This window comes from Streptomyces sp. Ru71, from assembly GCF_002920535.1.
Lineage (GTDB): Bacteria > Actinomycetota > Actinomycetes > Streptomycetales > Streptomycetaceae > Streptomyces.
Window position 1 is genome coordinate 41,832 of the sequence record NZ_PQSS01000006.1, and the last position, 16,887, is coordinate 58,718.

General features: G+C 69.8%; 13 protein-coding genes. 5 read left to right on the forward strand and 8 right to left on the reverse strand.

Going from position 1 to position 16,887, the window contains the following annotated elements:
- Positions 1–7: 7 nt before the first annotated feature.
- Complete coding sequence (locus tag C3489_RS05690) at positions 8–658, forward strand: hypothetical protein (protein ID WP_103780519.1); 651 nt, start codon at positions 8–10, stop codon at positions 656–658.
- Here C3489_RS05690 and C3489_RS05695 read toward each other — a convergent pair.
- The 6 genes from C3489_RS05695 to C3489_RS05720 all read right to left on the reverse strand — a co-directional run bounded on the left by C3489_RS05695 (position 651) and on the right by C3489_RS05720 (position 8,007).
- Positions 651–2,168: a glycoside hydrolase family 32 protein gene (locus tag C3489_RS05695; RefSeq protein WP_258054574.1), complete on the reverse strand. Its 1,518-nt coding sequence runs from the start codon at positions 2,166–2,168 to the stop codon at positions 651–653. The genes C3489_RS05690 and C3489_RS05695 overlap by 8 nt on opposite strands.
- 127 nt (positions 2,169–2,295) lie before the next feature.
- Entirely contained in the window at positions 2,296–3,291 is a 996-nt protein-coding gene (locus tag C3489_RS05700; RefSeq protein ID WP_258054575.1) for a LacI family DNA-binding transcriptional regulator, read from the reverse strand.
- Positions 3,292–3,359: 68 nt separating this feature from the next.
- Positions 3,360–4,268 carry a carbohydrate ABC transporter permease gene (locus C3489_RS05705; RefSeq protein WP_103780523.1) on the reverse strand — a complete coding sequence of 303 codons (909 nt, stop codon included), beginning with the start codon at positions 4,266–4,268 and terminating at the stop codon, positions 3,360–3,362.
- A complete protein-coding gene (locus C3489_RS05710) occupies positions 4,268–5,146 on the reverse strand; it encodes a carbohydrate ABC transporter permease (RefSeq protein ID WP_103780524.1) in 879 nt (292 codons plus the stop codon). The genes C3489_RS05705 and C3489_RS05710 overlap by 1 nt, the downstream gene beginning before the upstream one ends.
- Before the next feature lie 51 nt (positions 5,147–5,197).
- Entirely contained in the window at positions 5,198–6,538 is a 1,341-nt protein-coding gene (locus C3489_RS05715; protein WP_103780729.1) for an ABC transporter substrate-binding protein, read from the reverse strand.
- Between the two features lie 38 nt (positions 6,539–6,576).
- A complete protein-coding gene (locus C3489_RS05720; protein ID WP_103780526.1) occupies positions 6,577–8,007 on the reverse strand; it encodes a family 43 glycosylhydrolase in 1,431 nt (476 codons plus the stop codon).
- 211 nt (positions 8,008–8,218) lie between these two features.
- Between C3489_RS05720 and C3489_RS05725 the strand changes: the two genes are divergently transcribed.
- From C3489_RS05725 to C3489_RS05745, 4 genes are all read left to right on the forward strand, one after another.
- On the forward strand, positions 8,219–11,623 hold the full coding sequence (locus C3489_RS05725) for a BTAD domain-containing putative transcriptional regulator (protein WP_103780528.1): 3,405 nt from the start codon (positions 8,219–8,221) through the stop codon (positions 11,621–11,623).
- A gap of 67 nt (positions 11,624–11,690) precedes the next feature.
- Positions 11,691–13,103 (forward strand): FAD-binding oxidoreductase, encoded by a 1,413-nt coding sequence (locus C3489_RS05730; RefSeq protein WP_103780530.1) that lies wholly within the window; start codon positions 11,691–11,693, stop codon positions 13,101–13,103.
- A 755-nt stretch (positions 13,104–13,858) separates the two neighbouring features.
- The gene (locus C3489_RS05740; protein WP_103780531.1) at positions 13,859–14,287 is read left to right on the forward strand and encodes an Rrf2 family transcriptional regulator; all 429 of its coding nucleotides are present in this window, start codon (positions 13,859–13,861) and stop codon (positions 14,285–14,287) included.
- An 86-nt stretch (positions 14,288–14,373) separates the two neighbouring features.
- Positions 14,374–15,111 carry an NIPSNAP family protein gene (locus tag C3489_RS05745; RefSeq protein WP_103780533.1) on the forward strand — a complete coding sequence of 246 codons (738 nt, stop codon included), beginning with the start codon at positions 14,374–14,376 and terminating at the stop codon, positions 15,109–15,111.
- A 238-nt stretch (positions 15,112–15,349) separates the two neighbouring features.
- Here the strand turns inward: C3489_RS05745 and C3489_RS05750 are convergent, their stop codons facing one another.
- Positions 15,350–16,090 carry an alpha/beta hydrolase gene (locus C3489_RS05750; protein WP_103780535.1) on the reverse strand — a complete coding sequence of 247 codons (741 nt, stop codon included), beginning with the start codon at positions 16,088–16,090 and terminating at the stop codon, positions 15,350–15,352.
- A gap of 279 nt (positions 16,091–16,369) precedes the next feature.
- Positions 16,370–16,750: a RidA family protein gene (locus tag C3489_RS05755; protein ID WP_258054576.1), complete on the reverse strand. Its 381-nt coding sequence runs from the start codon at positions 16,748–16,750 to the stop codon at positions 16,370–16,372.
- Positions 16,751–16,887 lie beyond the last annotated feature (137 nt).

The window sequence follows — 16,887 nt, forward strand, 5'->3', positions numbered from 1 at the left end:
CACGCTCATGTCGATCACATCGCCCATACCCGTCCTGCAGGGGAACAGGGGAACCGTTCTCCGTTCCAACGGCGAGGCGTTGATCCTGAGCCGCCCGAACGAGGAGCTGCGCATTCCTCTGGTGGCGATCGCACGAGTACGCGCCGACGGCCGGTCCGTCACCGTCGAGCTGACCGCCGCGGCCGGGACGACGCCGGCCGTCCGCAGGGTCGGCGGTGTGAGCGAAGCAGCCGCCAGGGTCTTCGCCGAAGCCGTGAACCGCGCCCTGCCCGAGCGCGGCGAGGAGGACGCGGTGGTCGACGGCTCAAGCCTGGTCGTCACCCGCGTCCTCACCGAGTCCCCGGCCGAGAGGAGGCGGAGCATCCTGAGGTGGGGACTCCTCAGCGTCGCCTTGGTGATCGCCGCCCTGGCCCTGACCATCGGGATCCGCGAAGGCGGACTGAGCGGCGTCATCCTGGCGGTCGTCACCCTGTTCAACGGCGCTGTGGCCGCGGTGGCCACCGCGATCGGCGCCGCGGGGCTGTGGGTGGCGTACCGGGGCTGGTACCTGACCCGGCACGGCATCACCGTCGACGCGCCTGTGCTTGGGCCTCGCCCTCGACGGCGTCATGATCATGGTGCTGATCACCACGTGAACGTGTGGAAGGGCGTCAGGTGAAGGCGCGGACCGTGATGTTCGAGAACGTCGCGCTGCCGCCGTCCGCGTAGACGGAGATGCCGGTGTCCGTGGGCTCGAAGTACACCTGGTGGGAGAGCACGGTGTGGCCGGCGTTGACGAAGACCTCGACGCTCTGCTTGTCGACCAGGATCTTCAGATGGACCCACCGCGCGGCGGGGTCGATGGGCGCATTGCTCTGACCGTAGGCGCCGAAGGAGTACTCGGGGCGGTCGGAGGGCCGCCGGTCGACGTAGACGTTGCCCTGGAAGACACCGATGTTGGTGTGGCGGGTGCCGTCGGCCGACCTGCCGACGGAGATGCCGACGTTGTCGAGCTGCTGCCAGCTGATGTCGAGTTCGAGTTCGTAGGCCGAGCCCTGGTAGGGCAGTTCGACTCTGCCGGAGGTGGTGACGTCGGTGAGGTGCACGGTGTCGACGACATGGTCGTGCAGGGTGGACACGGGCTGGGAGAGCAGTGTGTACCAGCCGCCCGGCTGCTTGGCGAGACTCAGCTCACGGACGACGGACATCTGGCCGTTGTAGCCGTCGGTGAGGTCGGTGGGCACCGTGCGGGCTGCGTAGTGCCAGTTGTTCATCCACGCGATGGCGAACCGCCGGGTGGTCGGCGCGTTGGCGTCGGGCCAGGTGACGGCCGCGTACCAGTCCCAGCCCCAGTCGAGCCACTGCGGGTCCGCCCCGTCGGTGGTGAACGTCGTCCCGTTCCAGGTTCCGGTCCAGTAGGCGTAGGTGTCGGGCAGTCCGCTGTAGTCGCCCTGGGTGCTGCCGGCGAGGACCCAGTGGGAGGTGCCGTCGTCGGCGGTCATCTCGAACAGGTCGGGGCATTCCATGCCGCCGATGTTCGGGGTGGCGTAGGTGAACGTCGACCTGTACGTCCAGTTCTTCAGGTTCGGCGACGTGTAGAACCAGATGGACTGCCATCGGCCGATGGCGGCGATCCATTCGTTCCTGGCCGCGTCCCAGTGGATCTTCGGGTCCCGGAACCAGTCGCTGTGGTCGGGGTTGTCGATGACGGGTGGGCCGTAGGCGGTGAAGGTGAAGCCGCCGTCGGTCGAGTAGTACAGGTACTGCTCCTGGTCGAAGCGGTCGCCGCCGGTGGGCTGGGTCGCCAGGACGACGACGGCGCCGGCGCCGAAGCCGGCGGTGTCGCCGGTGTCGACCACGCCTGAGCCGGTCCACACGGGGAAGTCGGGGCCCAGGGGTATGGCGACCCCGTGGTCGGTGAAGGTGACGTTGTCGGTCGTCGTCGCGTGCTGCCACCAGCCGGGGGCGTTGTTCTGGTCGCTGTGCAGGTAGTAGAGGTGGTAGGCGCCGCCGATGTGGACCGGCCGCTGCGGGTCACAGGTCCAGCCCGAGGGCGGGGTCATGTGGTAGACGGCGCGCAGCGAGGGGGAGGCAGCCGCCGCGGCGGGGATACGTGCGGTGGCGCCCATGACCGCGGCGGTGGTCAGGGCCCGGAGGACGGTGCGACGGGACGGGTGGGAGTGGGGCACGGTGCGGTCCTTCCTGTCAGGTGGTGCTCGGGCACAGCGAAGGCGGACTGCGGGGGCGGTGGCGCGTGTGTGATCAGGTGGACGGCCCGTTGGTGCGGGGCTGCGTCCACGGGGTGGGCGGAGAAGTTCACGCCGGTGCGATGGCGGTCACCGAGGCGCGGTGGACGGGAGGGCAGTCGACGACGACGCGGCCGTCGTCCGCCGGGCGGTCGAGTCCGAGCAGGACCCGAACGCCCATCCGGCCGAGTTCGTAGTGCGGGAGGGCCACCGTCGACAGCGGGGGCCGCAGATGGGCGGAGATCACGTCTTGGTTGTCGAAGCCGACGACGGCCAGGTCCTGCGGCACGCGCAGGCCGCGCTCACGCACACCGTCGTACACGCCCATGGCGACCCGGTCGTTGTGGCAGAAGACGCCGGTCGCGCCCTGGGCGAGCAGGGGTCCGATCGCCTCGAAGCCGCCTTCCTGGTCCGGTTGCGCGTCCACGACGAGGCTCGGGTCGAAGGGCACGCCGGCGTCGGCGAGCGCCTGGCGGTAGCCCTGCAGCCGTCCGTCGTGGGCGGGTGAGGGGCTCGTGGTGTTGATGAAGGCGATCCGCCGATGGCCGGCGGCGAGCAGCATGCGCGTCGCCTCCTGCCCGCCGGCGACCTCGTCCGGTACGACGGCAGGCAGTGCGCCGCCCGGGGCGAAGCAGTTGACCAGGACGCAGTCGGTCTCGGCCAGCGCGGGCGGCGGCTCGACCGCGCGGTGGTACCACGCCGAGTAGAGCACGCCGCGCACCTTGTGCTCCAGCATCATGGCGATGGCCTCCGTCTCGGCCGCCTCGTTGCCTTCGGTGTTGGCGACGAGCAGTACATAGCCGTGCCGCCAGGCCTCGTCCTGCGCACCGCGGATGATCTGTCCCGCGAACGGGGTGGAGGCGATGGCGTCGGCCACGAGCCCCAGGAACCGGGAATGCCCCTTCACCAGCACCTTGGCCATCGCGTTGGGCCGGTATCCCAGTTCCCGCACGGCACGCAGGACGCGCTCGCGGGCCTCCTTCCCGATGCGTGCGCCCTTCTTGTCGTTCACGACGTGCGAGACGGTGGACACCGACACGCCGGCGGCCTCGGCCACGTCTCTCATGGTCACGGCATGGTGGGTGCTGTCGTCCCGCTCGTTCATCACTCGCTCGCTTTCGCTCCGCCCGGCGCTCATCCCTTGTTGGCGCCGCTCTCCAGCCCGTAGATCATGGCCCTGTTGAGCACGAGGAAGACAAGCAGGAGCGGGGTCACGGTCACGCATACGGCGGCGAAGGTCGCCGTCCAGTCGGTCTTGCCCATGGCGCCGATGTAGTTCTGCAGGCCGAGGGGGATCGTTTTGAGGTCCTCGGACAGGACGAACGTATTCGCGAAGATGAAGTCGTTCCAGATGAAGATGCTGTTGACCATGACCACCGTGACGACCGTGTTGACGGACAGGGGCAGCGTGATCCTGGTGAAGATCCGGTAGGGGCCGGCGCCGTCCAGCGAGGCAGCCTCGTAGGTCTCGCGCGGGATGTAGGAGAAGAACGAGGAGAAGAGGTAGAGAGCCATCGGGAGCGAGAAGCCGGCCAGCGGGATGATCATCGACGGGTAGGTGTCCAGCAGGCCGACCCTGGTGTAGTCGATGAACAGCGGCACGAGCGCGATCTGCACCGGCACGATGATCCCGATCAGGAACATGCCGCGCACCGCGCGGGAGAACCGGAAGCCGAGCACCTCGATCGCGTAGGCGCCCATCATGCCGCACACCACGATCAGTACGTCGGCCCCGGCGGTGACGATCAGGCTGTTGAGGATGTACCCGCCGAGGTCGCCCTGATCGAACGCCCGCGCGAAGTTGTCGAGGGTGAACGAGGTCGGCAGGCCGAAGGGATTGCCGGTGGCGAAGTCGTGCTCGTCGCGCACGCTGGTGAGGAACAGCCACAGCAGCGGGTAGACCTGGACGACGGCCAGGACCAGGACCAGGATCCGGGAGAGGACCCGGTGGACGTCGGGCCGGCGCCTCGCCCGGGAAGGCACCGGCGTGCGGTCCTCCTGGACGGGGGCGAGGCGTGTGCGGGTGAAGGTCTGCGTGGACATCAGACGGTCTTCCTCCTGAGGACGAGCAGGATCAGACCGACGGCGACCAGGCACTCGATCACGATGAACACCGACATGGCGCTCGCGTAGCCGAAGTCCGTGCTCGTGAAGGCGGTCTTGTACATGTACGTGGTGACCAGCTCGGAGGCCTGCCCGGGACCGCCGTTGGTGAGGAGATAGGGGATGTCGAAGCCCCGCAGGGCGTAGGTGGCGGCCATGATGGTGGTGGTGATCCACACCGGGCGGATGTACGGGAAGCGGATGCGGGCGAAGACCTGCCACCGGTTCGCGCCGTCGAGCCTTGCCGCCTCTTCGATCTCCTTCGGTACGGCGAGCAGGGCGGCGTACAGGATGACCGTGTAGAGCCCGACGAACCGCCAGCCCTCCGGGGCGGAGACCGCGGCGAGCACGGTGTGCGTGTCGGACAGCCAGGGGCGTTCCAGGGAGTCGAGGCCGACGGCGCCCAGCAGGCCGTTGAGCAGCCCGACCGGTTCCATCGCGTAGATGCGCTGGAACAGGAAAGCGATGGCGAGGGTCGAGATCACCGCGGGCAGCAGGTAGAGGACCTTGAGGACTTCACGGCCGCGGGTGAGGGAGGCGAGCAGGGCGGCCGCGGCGAGGCCGCCGCCGAGCTGAAGGGTCAGGCAGACGGCCAGATAGCCGAGTTGGTTGAGGAAGGTCGTCCAGAAGACCGGGTCGCCGGCCAGCAGGTGCCGGTAGTTCGACAGCCCGACGCACTGCATGTCGGTGATGCCGTCCCAGGAGAACAGGCTGAGCACCAGCGACTGCGCGATCGGCAGCAGCACCGCGGCGCCGTACAGGAGGAGCGGCGGGAGCAGAAAGACGGCGACCGACGTCTTGGAGCGGTGGGGAAGCATGGCGGCCTTTCCGGGCGGAGGTCCGAGCGTTGCGGGGCCCGCCGGCTGGGGTCACTTGGTGTACTTCGGCGCGTTCTCGGCGAGGGTGGCGTCCAGCGTCGAGGTGAACTCAACCGGGGAGACGTCGCCTTGGACGAGGAGGACGAGTTCGCGCTGGAGCCGGGTGTTCGTGGTGGGGTCCAGCTGGGTGTCCCAGGGCATCGCCGACCGGGATCCCATGTCGTCGGCCGCCTGGACCGCGCGGGCGTACAACGGGGTGGCGTTCGCCGGTACGGCCGTCCTCGCGTTCGTGGTCGGGGACAGTTCCCCGGTCGCGGCGTACGCCGCCGGGTACGTGGTGAGCGCGAACTTCAGGAAGTCGCGTACGAGCGGGTCGTAGGTGCGGGCGTTGACGGCCATCCCGATGCCGGACGGGGACACGAACTCGTTGGCGGCGGTGACCGAACCCCGTGTGGTGGGCAGCGTGAAGAAGTCGATGTCCTCGCGCACGGCCGCGTTCAGTTTTGTGGTCGCGAGACTGCCCAGCTCCCAGGTGCCGATGTTGTACACGGCCGCCTTGCCGGAGGTGAACTGGTTCTGGGCGTCCGCGTAGCCGACGGAGGAGAAGCCCCGGGCGAAGCAGCCCGCCTTGCCCAGTGCGCTCAGCCAGTTCGCCGCCTTCTGTCCGGCCGGGTCGCTGAACTTCGCCTTGTTCCTCTTCAGGTCCCGCACATAGGACTGGCCGACGGCACGGAACGGCTGGTAGGCCGCGTACCGCTCCAGCGGCCACAGGTCCTGCCCGTCGAGGGCGATCGGGGTGACGCCCGCCTTGCGCAGCGCGGTGCACATGGCCGGGAAGTCGTCGAGCGACGCCGGGACGTCGATGCCGGCCTTCTTGAACAGGGCCTTGTTGTACCAGAAGAACTCCAGCTGGTACTCGAAGGGGATCATGTAGAGCGATCCGTCGTCGAAGCGCTGGTAGTCCAGGGCGGCCTTGCGGTACGTGCCGTACAGGCCGAGGCTCTGCAGCAGCTTCGTGACGTCCATCATCCGGCCCTGGCCGGCGAGCTTGCGGGCGAAGGGCGTGGCGTCGGTGTCGAACAGCTCGGGGAGTTTGTTCGCGGCGGCGAGTGTCTCGTACTTCTGGATGTACGACGGCCGGTCCGGGGTCGTGATCAGCTTCAGCCGGAAGCCGGGGTGGGTCCTGGCGTACTCGTCGGCGATCCGGGTCATGGTCCTGATGACCGCGCCGTCCGCCGGCCGGGACAGCAGCCACGAGATCTCCCGCGGCTCGACCTTCCCCTCGGGGTCCACCTGCGAGGGGCTGACACCGCCGCCGCCGCTGCATCCGGCGACGGTGAAGGCGAGAGCGGCCAGCCCCGCAGCCCAGCGATTCCTGCGCGTCTTCGTCATGTGCTGTCCCCCTTCGGACAGTTCCGCGGTGTGGTGGGTCACGGGGTGGAGGGGCGTCGCCGCACCTGGAGGTCGCTGACCTTCACGGAGCCCTCGCCGGCGAAGATCCCGAGCCGGTCGTGCGTCATGTCGTACAGACGGGTGCTGAGGCACACCTGCCGGTCGAGGACGATCACGGCGATGTCGTGCTCGACGATCACCTCGATCGTGTGCGACGCACCGCTGAGGTCGGCGGGCCGTTCGAGTTCGAGCGTGAAGGGCACGTCACCGGAGATCTGCCACTGCGCCTCGCCGGTGGATCTGCGGGGCCAGCGGTCGAGGACCATGCGGCCCCGCTTCGGCTCCAGACGGACGAGGTAGCCGTGGTCGCCGTCCTCGCTCGCGCGCAGCAGCAGTCCGCATTCGGTGGTGCCGGGGGCGATGTCGAGTTCCGCGCGTACGTAGTACTGGTCGGGCATCGGCGCGGTGCCGACCACGCAGGCGAACCCGTCGGCGGCGTCCAGTGCGGTCGGCGGCAGGCCGGCCGGGACGTCCTGGGTGAAGGTGGCGACGATCTCCGCGGGGACGCGGAAGGCCAGGGTGCCGTCGTCGTTCTGTACGGCCTCCAGCAGCGACAGGGTGCCGGCCCACTGCCAGGCGCCGTCGTCCGTCTCCCCCTCGCGGGTGGCGATCCATCCGGCGAAGACGCGGCGGCCGTTGAGCTCCGCGGACTTGGCGGCGTAGAAGGCACGCCCGTCGACGGTGTCGCGGTCCGGCGCCAGCCAGGGCCCGTCCGGGGTCCTGGCCATGCGGTAGCGGGTGGTGAAGGCGTCGGAGAACTCGGAGTACACCAGGTACCACCAGTCGCCGAGCCGGAAGACCTCCGGGCATTCGTGGGTGATGTACCGGCGGGGGTCCCAGAAGGGCTCGGTCGGCTCCCAGTGGACCAGGTCGCTCGACACGCACTGCGCGATGACGCCGCGGCGCCGCCGCGGGCCGGTGCGGTGGCGGGCCGCGATCAGCATCCGCCACACTCCGCGCTGCTCGTCGCGGAAGACGAACGGGTCACGCCAGTCGGCACTCTCGTAGCCGTCCGGAGCACCGAAGGTGTGCGCGGGGTGCTTCTGCCATGACCGCATGCCGTCGACGCTCGTGGCGTGCATGACCAGTTGCAGCGGCAGGCCGTCGGCGCCCGTGTTCGCCGGGTTCTGACCGGTGTAGAAGAGGTGGTGCACACCGTCGGCGTCGCGTACGACGCTGCCGGTGTAGGCGTTGAAGTCGGCGTCGGTGTCGGCCCCGTGCGCGAGGGCGACGCCGTGGTCCCGGAGGTGCACGAGGTCCCGCGTGACGACCAGGTGCCAGGGGGTACCGGGCTTGGGCGTGGCACGCCGCTCGTACAGGTAGTAGAGCCACAGCTCACCGTCCTGCTCGAACGGGATGACGTCCCCGACCCAGGCATCGCTCGGCCGGAAGAACACGCTTTGAGGCACTGCGACTCCTCTGCTCAAACGTTTGACCAGGAGCGTAAGGACGCCCCATTCCTTGGTCAAGCGTTTGAGCAGAGGCAGATTTCCGGTCTCAGGTGCTGTGCGTGGCGGGCTCACTGGGGCCACCCGGCCGACCGCCCGAGTGGGCGCCGAGCGGCACTTGCTCCGCCTGGGCGCGTTCGGCGCGCGGCGGTAGCCTGCTCGTGAGGCAGTCATGACGGACCAGGTGCGCATCCGGCTCCTCGGTGGTTTCACCGTGGCGGTGGCCGACCGCCCGGTGCCGGCCGGGGCGTGGCGGTTGCGCAAGGCCCGAACTCTGCTGAAGCTGCTCTGCCTGTCACCGGGCCACCGGATGCACCGCGACCAGCTCTACGAACTGCTGTGGCCGGACCTCGACCGGACGGCGGCGGCCAACAACCTGCACCAGGCGCTGCACGCCCTGCGACGAGCGCTGGGCGCGGTCGGTACACCCGGCGACGCCGTCCTCCTCCGCGACGACCTGGTACTGCTCGGTGCCGGCGACGGTGTCCGGATCGACCTCGACGACTTCGAGGCGGCGGCCCGGCGGGCGTACGACAGCGGGGAGCCGGCGGACTACCGCACCGCGCTGGCACTGGGTGAAAAAGATCTGCTGCCGGAGGACCGTTACGAGACATGGGTGAGCGAGGCGGCCGAGGCGCTGCTGGCCCGGCGTACGACGCTGCGGCTGGGGTTGGGCGAGGCGCTGGAGCGTGACGGTCGCGCGAGTGAGGCCGTCGAGGTGCTGCGCACGCTGATCACTGATGACCCACTGCATGAGCCGGCGTACCGGGCGTTGATGCGTGTGCTGGCCGAGGCCGGACGACGAGGGGAGGCACTGGCTGTCTACGAAGGTCTGCGGAACCAGTTCCGTCGGGAGAGCGGCTCCGACCCCGATCCGCAGACGCGCCGTCTGTACCGGGAGCTGCTGGCCGACTCCGTCGAGGTGCCGGAAGGGCGGGCCCGGTCACCGGGGCGCCCGCATGCGGGGTCGTCGCGGCGCCGTCTGCCGACGCCGGCCACACCTCTCATCGGCAGGGAGCGCGAGACGGCCGAGGTGGAGCAGATGCTCGCTCGCAGTGGTCTGTTCACGCTCACCGGGGCCGGTGGGTGCGGCAAGACGCGGCTGGCTCTGGCCGTGGCGGCACGCCGGGCCGACGACTTCCGGGACGGGGCGTGGTTCGTGGACCTCGCCGGTCTGGCGGAACCGGACCTTGTGCCGGAGGCCGTCGCCACGGCGCTGGACCTGCAGCTTCCGCCGTACGGCGGCGGCCGGGACGCTCTGATCGCCCAGCTCGGCGAGCGGGAGATGCTGCTCGTCCTGGACAACTGCGAGCACCTGATCGACGCGTGCGCCGCCCTGGTCTCCGAGATCATCGCCCGGTGCCCGGGCGTCCTCGTCCTCGCGACCAGCCGGGAAGCGTTGCGCGCATACGGGGAGCGGACCTTCCGGGTGCCGTCGCTGAGCCTGCCGGATCCGCACCGATTGCCGTCCGTGGCGGAGCTGGGGCGCTTCGCCTCCGTGCGACTGTTCGTGGAACGGGCCGCGGACGCGGCGCCCGGCTTTCGGCTCTCCGCGGGGAACGCGGCCGCCGTGGCACAGATCTGCTTCCGGCTCGACGGCATGCCGCTGGCGCTGGAGCTGGCCGCGGCCCGGGTGCGGGTGCTGGCTCCGCAGCAGATCGCCGAACGCCTCGACGACGCGCTGGCCCTCCTCGGCCAGGGCGGCAGACGCGGAGCGACCCGCCAGGAGACGCTGCTGGCCACCCTGGAGTGGAGCCACCGGCTCCTCGACGCCGAGGAGCGGCGTCTGCTGCGCCGGCTGGCGGTGTTCCTGGGCAGCTTTTCCCTCGCGGCGGCCGAGGAGGTGTGCGGGGACGGTCCGCACACCTCTGCTGGGCTGGACGGGCGTGGCTCCCGTGGGCTGGACGCGAATAGCTCCGCTGTGCGGGGCGCGCATACTTCCCCGGTGCCGGACCTGCGCGCCTCCCCTGTGCTGGACCCGTATCCCTCCCCGGTGCCCGCCCCGCGCGCCTCCTCGGTCCTGGACCTCCTCGGACGGCTGGCCGACAAGTCGCTGGTGTGGGTGGAACCCCACCAGGACGAGGTCCGCTACCGGCTGCTGGAGACGATCCGCCAGTACGCCATGGACCGGCTGCGTGCCGCGGGCGAGGTGGCGGTGACCGAGGCCCGGCACCGGCACGTCTACCTCGCACTCGCCGAGGCGCAGGACCGGGAGTCACCCACCGGCGTCTCCGGGGCGGCCTCCTCGGTGCTGGAGGCCGACTACGGCAACCTCCGTGCCGCCCTGCGTTCCCTGCTGCGGCACGAACCGGACAAGGCGCTGCGGCTGGCCGTGGCCCTGCGGTCGTTCTGGCCCGAGCGGGGCCGTCTCGCCGAGGGCCGACGGTGGCTGGACGCCGCTCTGGCCGCGGCGCCGGACCCCACCCTGGAGCGCGCCCGGGCGTTGATGGGGCGGGCGGTGCTGGCGATCCGTCTCGGGGACGGCTCCCCGCTGGAGGACATAGCGGAGCAGATCATCCGGATTCACGAGCGAGGGCAGCCGGATGCGGCAGCGGCGGCGTTCGCCCACTGTCAGCAAGCGGTCCTGCTCTGGATGCGGGGTGTCGGGGACCGCGCCCGCACGGCTCTCGACCTGGCCGGTGCACTGGCCCGGGAGGCCGGCGACCCCAGGGCCCTGGCCGTCGCGGCGCACCTGGAAGGCGTCTGGGCCGTCTGCCGGGGCGAGGGCCCGGTGGCGCGTGCGGCCTGCCGCCGGTGCCTGCGACTGCTGGAGGAGGTGGCAGCGCAGAGCGCCCCGTTCTTCCCGGTCATGACGCCGGGCTACGCGCTGGAGCAGGACGGGGCGGGAACGGTGTCGCTGTTCTTCGAGGAGACGGTGCTGGCGGGCCGTACCGTCGGCAGGTCCCGGGCACGCGGCTACACGCTGGCCAACCTGGCATGGGCGCTGCGCACCGATGGCGACCCGCACGCCGCCACCGCCGCTGTCGACGCCGCCGAGCAGAGTGTCGACTGTTTCCGCGCGCTGGACGATCCCCACGGCGAGTCCCTCGCGCTCAACGTCCTCGGCAACATCCACCGGAGCCGCGGTGATCACGCCCGGGCACGCAAGTACCTGGACGAGGCGCTGTCGATCAGGCGGAGGCTCGGCGACCGACGGGAGGAGGGCATCGCCCTCGGCTGCCTGGGCCTGCTCCAGTTGGCCGACGGCGACTTCGACGGCGCGCAGGCCACGATCGCCCGCGTCCTCGCCGGCTTCCAGGAGACCGATGACATCCCGGGCATGGTCAACAGCCTGCTGCACCTCGCTCTCGTCGCGCGGGCCGACGGACAGGCGGCACGGGCACGTGACCTGCTGGTACGGGCCCAGCAGCTGGAGCACGTCCCCGGGTCGGCGCCTGCCGCCGGATGGGTCGCTCTCATGCTGGCGCACTCGTTGTCGCGGGCCGGTGATGCGGATGCCGCGAGGAAGGCGGCGGCTCAGGCCGATGCCCTGTTCACCCGGCTCGGCGACACCCGCGGGCCGGGTGCGCTGCGGCGTGCTGTGCCGGGTGACGGCGGGCTGCAAAGCGGCTGCTGAGTGAGTGCTAAGAGCCGCCCCCTAGCGTCCTGAACGTCGGTGCACACTCACAACAAGGGAGCCGATCATGTCGATCGACACGGCAAGGGGCATCCTGGGGGACGCCACCGTCGCCGAACTTCAGGCAGGCCTGCGCGGCACCGTCGTCCGCCCCGGCGACCCGGACTACGACCAGGCCCGCGCCGTCTGGAACGGCGCGCACGACAAGCACCCGGCGCTCGTCGTGCGATGCGCCGGAACCGCGGATGTCCTGCGCGCGGTCGAGTTCGCCCGCAGCCAGGATCTGCTCGTCGCCGTGCGCGGCGGCGCGCACAGCATCGCCGGGTTCTCCACCTGCGACGACGGCATCGTCATCGACCTGTCCGCCATGAAGGGAGCCGTCGTCCGCCCCCGGCAGCGGCAGGTGGTGGCCCAGGCCGGCATGACCTGGGGGGACCTCGACCACGAGACGCAGGCCTTCGGCCTCGCCACCACCGGCGGTCTGGTGTCCTCCACCGGGATCTCCGGATTCACCCTCGGCGGCGGTGTGGGCTGGCTGCTGCGCCGTCACGGCCTGGCCTCCGACAACCTCACGGCGGCGGAGGTCGTCACCGCGGACGGCCGCGTGGTGCGCGCGGATCCTGAAGAGCACTCCGAGCTGTTCTGGGCCCTGCGGGGCGGCGGCGGGAACTTCGGCGTGGTGACCTCGCTCGAATACCAGCTGCACCCGGTCGGGCCGCAGGTCCTGGCCGGTCTGATCGTCTACCCCCTGGCCCAGGCCCGCCAGGTGATCACCGGTTGGCGTGAGCTCATCGCGGACGCGCCGGACGAACTGACGACGCTGATCAACCTGACCACGGCACCACCGCTGCCGTTCCTGCCGCCCGAGGTCCACGGCACCCGTATCGTGGTCCTGGCCGGCATGTACGCGGGCGACCCCGCGAGCGGCGAGACGGCCGTCGCGCCGTTGCGGACGCTGGGCACGCCCATCGCCGACCTCATGGGGCCGATGCCGTACACCGGAATGCAGTCACTGCTCGACCCGCTGTGGACGCCCGGCGCCCACAACTACTTCACGTCGGCCTTCATCGAGCCGACCGACGCCGCGCTCGACGCCGTGCTGCAAGGCCACACGACGACCCCCACGCCCTTCAGCGAGCTGCACATGCACCAGTTGGGCGGTGCGTTCGCCCGTGTGCCCGCGGAGGCCACGGCGTTCAGCCAGCGTGATCCGAGCGTGCTCGTCAACGTGATCGCGCGCTCCCCCGCCGCGGCGGACTTCGACGCCCATGTCGCCTGGGCCCGCCAGACCCGCGACGAGATCGCCGCCCACGGCCAGGGAACCATGTACGTGAACTTCACCGGGGACGCCTCCGAGGACAGGGTGCGGGCGTCGTACCCCGGTGCGGTGCACGAGCGGCTCGTACGGGTCAAGGACGCCTACGACCCGACGAACCTCTTCCGCCTCAACCAGAACATCCGCCCGTCGTCCAAGGTTTGACGGGGCGGGGGCAGGACCGGGGACGCGGGTGCGAGGACCGTCTTCTTGAAGACGCGCGCCTCATCACGGGTCCGAACCTGCGTCCTCGCACCCGCGGCGGCCCGGCTTCCCGGCGGGGCGGCGCGACGCACGTCCTACCTTGTCCGCGCTCGGCAGACTGCGACGCATGTCCACCGACGTGAGCGGAATGATCGAGCTTTCTCAATACCGGCAACGCTTATGACGCCTTTGCCTGCCTCTTCGGCGTCCGCAACTCCTTTGGGTTCCGGCCGCTGTCCGAGGACCGCGGCCTGCCGGAGGACGCTTCCGAAGGACTGCGAGAGGCGTTCGACGCCTGGGGTGAGCCACGAGACGCACACGGCACGACGTGGATCAGCTGGGCCGAGTTGGCAGCCGCCGACTGGGACGAGACCGATCGGTCCGGCACACTCAGCCGAAGCACCGTGGCCGGGATGGGATCCCACTGGGCGCCTGTCTGGGAGGTAATGAAGACCCTGGCCGAGCTGCATGGCGCAGAGAACGTGCGCCTCGTGGTCTGGTTCGACTGATCACGGAGCTCCCCTCGCCACGGTGCAGCGACTCCTGGCGTCGCTGTTTGCTGTGACATCCGGTAAGAGGGGCAGGGCGGTTGGTTACTTGGGTGCGTTATCGGAGCCGGCACAACCGGCGCACTGTGGCGAACTTCGTCCGACTGGCGGTGGGTTGACTGCGAGGGTGGCTGTAACAGAAGCTGTTGCAACCAATAAGGAGGGGCGATGGCGGCGAACAGTCGATTGACCATCGCGACGCATGCACTGGCCTGGATGGCGCTGGCGCAGCGCCGCGGCCAGGACGTTCTCACGTCGGAGCAGATCGCGGCCAGTGTCAACACCAACCCGGTGATCATCCGACGCAGCCTCGGTGACCTGCGACGAGCCGGCCTGGTGGAGGTCCGTCACGGCGCCGGTGCGGGTTGGAGTCTGGCCCGCGAGCCCGAGGGAATCACCCTGCTTGAGGTGTATGACGCCGTCGATGCGCAGCCACCGTTCGGCCTGCACCGCGCCGAGCCCAATCTGGAGTGTCCGGTCGGTCGAGGCATCCGGCCCGCCCTGAGCGGCGTCTACGGCCGGGTCGAGCAGGCCATGCGGCGGGAGCTGGCTGACACGTCGATCGCCGATGTTCTGCGCGAGACGCTGGTGAACTAGCCGACAGACCGGTAGTCAGTCAGGCGGCCGCCATACCGCTTGTTGTAACAGAATTTGTTCCATCGACCGTGCGAGGAGTAAGACCGGTGACAGCCCTACGGTGTCCAGTCGTCGAACTGCGGCAGTACACGCTGCACCCAGGACAACGCGACGTCCTGATCGATCTGTTCGACCGTGAGTTCGTCGAATCCCAGGAGGCAGTGGGTGCGAGCGTCCTCGGGCAATTCCGTGACCTGGACGACCCTGATCGGTTCGTCTGGCTCCGCGGCTTCGACGACATGCCGCGGCGTGCCCGTGCCCTGGAGAGCTTCTACGGCGGGCCGGTGTGGCAGGCGCACCGCGACGCGGCGAACGCGACGATGATCGACTCCGATGACGTACTGCTGCTGCGGCCGGCCTCGGTGCGCGGCGGGTTCCCTGTGCAGGTCAGCGCCCGGCCAGTCCCCGGCAAGCCGGCGCCATCGCCACCGTCGCTCCTCCTCGCCACAATCTGCTACGGCAACAGTCCATTTGACACGACGTTCGTCGAGTTCTTCGAGCAGCGTGTGCAACCCGTACTGGCCGAGACCGGCGCCGAACCGATCGCGTACCTGCAGTCGGAGCACTCCGCGAACACCTTCCCGGCGCTGCCAGTACGGACGAACGAGGAGGTCTTCGTATGGTTTGCGCGATTCACCGACGAGGGGCACATCGACCGCCACCTGAACCTCCTGGAGCGTTCTGAACGCTGGCACAAGGAAGTCCTGCCGACACTTTCACAACGGTGGGCCAGACCTCTGCACCGCCTACGGCTCGCACCCACCGAGCGGTCGATGCTGCGGTGAAGTCCCCTCCACGACGGCCACAGCCCCTGGCCACGAGCGCACTGGTACGGCGCCGTACCGCTTGTGGCCCGAACTCCGCCCCGACCGGCCGACACCAATGATGGCCAGTCCCGTCGCGATCGGGGCGGTTGTGCAGCTGCTGGCCGCCGCCGTCAAGGAGGGTGCTCGTCCTTGATGAGCGGCGTGCCGGCCGGCACCGCCTAGCGGCTATTGACCTGGCGGCGGGGTCCGGTCGCGGCTAGCGCAGGTGCCGGGCGAGGAATCTGCCCGCTTCGTCGCCTGCGAACTTCGGGACGCCGGTGTGCCCGCCCATGTTGGCGTGCAGCGTCTTCTCCTCGGAGCCGAAGGCGTCGAACAGGTCCAGGGCCGCCTGCCGGTCGTTGCCTTCGTCGTCCCACTGCAGCAGGACGTGCAGAGGAATGGTGACCTGGCGGGCCTCCTCGAACATGACGCGAGGGACGAAACTCCCGGCGAACAGAACAGCGGCCGAGATGCGCGGCTCGACCGCCGCCAGCCGGGTACCGATGGAGATCACTCCCCCCGAGTACCCGACCGGGCCGCCGATTTCGGGCAGCGCCAGGAGGGCGTCCAGCGCGGCCTGCCATTCCGGGACCGCCTTCTCGACCAGCGGGAGGATGAGGGCGTCGACAATCTCGTCGCTGACGGGCTCGCCGGCCTGCATCACCCGGCGCAGGTCGGCGCGGGCCTGGTCGAGGGCGGCCCAACTGGGCCGGTCACCGCTTCCAGGGAGCTCGATGGTGGCCGTGGCGAAGCCGTCCGCCGCGGAGTGCCGAGCTCGGGCCACCAGCCGGGGGTACGCCTTGCGCAGTCCGAGCGGAGGGGGGCTGAGCAGGATCAGCGGCGCCGGCGCGGACGCGGAAGCGGATTCAGGCGTCCACAGGATGCCGGGGATCTCGCCGAGGGTGAATTCGCGCTCAAGGACAGCGTCGTCGAGGCGCTGTTCAGAAGTGAAGTGCATGGTCGTGCCTTTCGGGAGTGCACAGAACGGCGCTCCCGGACGACGACCTATCGCCCGACCGTGACCCCGGAGGAGAGCACCCACGTCGATACGTTCACGGGTACCACCTCCTTGTTCTCTCGCACGGCCTCCGGAAGATTAGCAGACGTTCGGTGGCACCGGACACGAACTGGTAGCCGGGCCACAGACCTGCCCGTGATCAGCACCGAACGACCGGAACAGCCCGCCGGGGAATCCAACGGGCCGTCACGAAGGGTCGAGGCTGGGGGGCCTCGTGCCTCAGCGGATGAGACCGATCGCCTCGATCTCGATCATCCACTCGGGATCGGCGAGTGAGGAGACCTCGACGAACGACTCCGCGGGATGCGGCTTGTCCGGGAAGTACTCCGCGCGCAGTCTGGCGAAGACGTCCTGCTGCGTGATGTCAGTGACGAACACCGTCGCCTTGACGGTGTCGGCGAGGCTGGAGCCCGCGTTGGTCAGCACCGTGGACAGGTTCGCGAGCGCCTGACGGGCCTGGGCCTCGAAGTCCCCCACGCCGACCGTGGCCCCTTGGGCGTCGATCGGAGCCTGTCCCGATGTGAAGACCAGGTTCCCGACCTGGATGCCAAGCGAGATGCCAGCCGACTCGTACCAGTCGGACTCCGCGGAAACACGCACACGTTCGACGGCAGGCTGTGTAACGGACATGGTGATGACACTCCCTCAAATGCTTGTCGGCGAAGCCGAGTGCCGCGATCGGCACCCGACATGACCCACACTCGACAGCCACGGGAGGGCGTGATCCATTCCTGGCG

Bases quoted from the DNA above. Each gene is read 5' to 3' on its own strand.
- C3489_RS05690 (WP_103780519.1), top strand. From the start codon at position 8: ATGTCGATCACATCGCCCATACCCGTCCTGCAGGGGAACAGGGGAACC.
- C3489_RS05700 (WP_258054575.1), bottom strand. From the start codon at position 3,291: ATGAGAGACGTGGCCGAGGCCGCCGGCGTGTCGGTGTCCACCGTCTCG.
- C3489_RS05705 (WP_103780523.1), bottom strand. From the start codon at position 4,268: ATGTCCACGCAGACCTTCACCCGCACACGCCTCGCCCCCGTCCAGGAG.
- C3489_RS05710 (WP_103780524.1), bottom strand. From the start codon at position 5,146: ATGCTTCCCCACCGCTCCAAGACGTCGGTCGCCGTCTTTCTGCTCCCG.
- C3489_RS05715 (WP_103780729.1), bottom strand. From the start codon at position 6,538: ATGACGAAGACGCGCAGGAATCGCTGGGCTGCGGGGCTGGCCGCTCTC.
- C3489_RS05725 (WP_103780528.1), top strand. From the start codon at position 8,219: ATGACGGACCAGGTGCGCATCCGGCTCCTCGGTGGTTTCACCGTGGCG.
- C3489_RS05730 (WP_103780530.1), top strand. From the start codon at position 11,691: ATGTCGATCGACACGGCAAGGGGCATCCTGGGGGACGCCACCGTCGCC.
- C3489_RS05740 (WP_103780531.1), top strand. From the start codon at position 13,859: ATGGCGGCGAACAGTCGATTGACCATCGCGACGCATGCACTGGCCTGG.
- C3489_RS05750 (WP_103780535.1), bottom strand. From the start codon at position 16,090: ATGCACTTCACTTCTGAACAGCGCCTCGACGACGCTGTCCTTGAGCGC.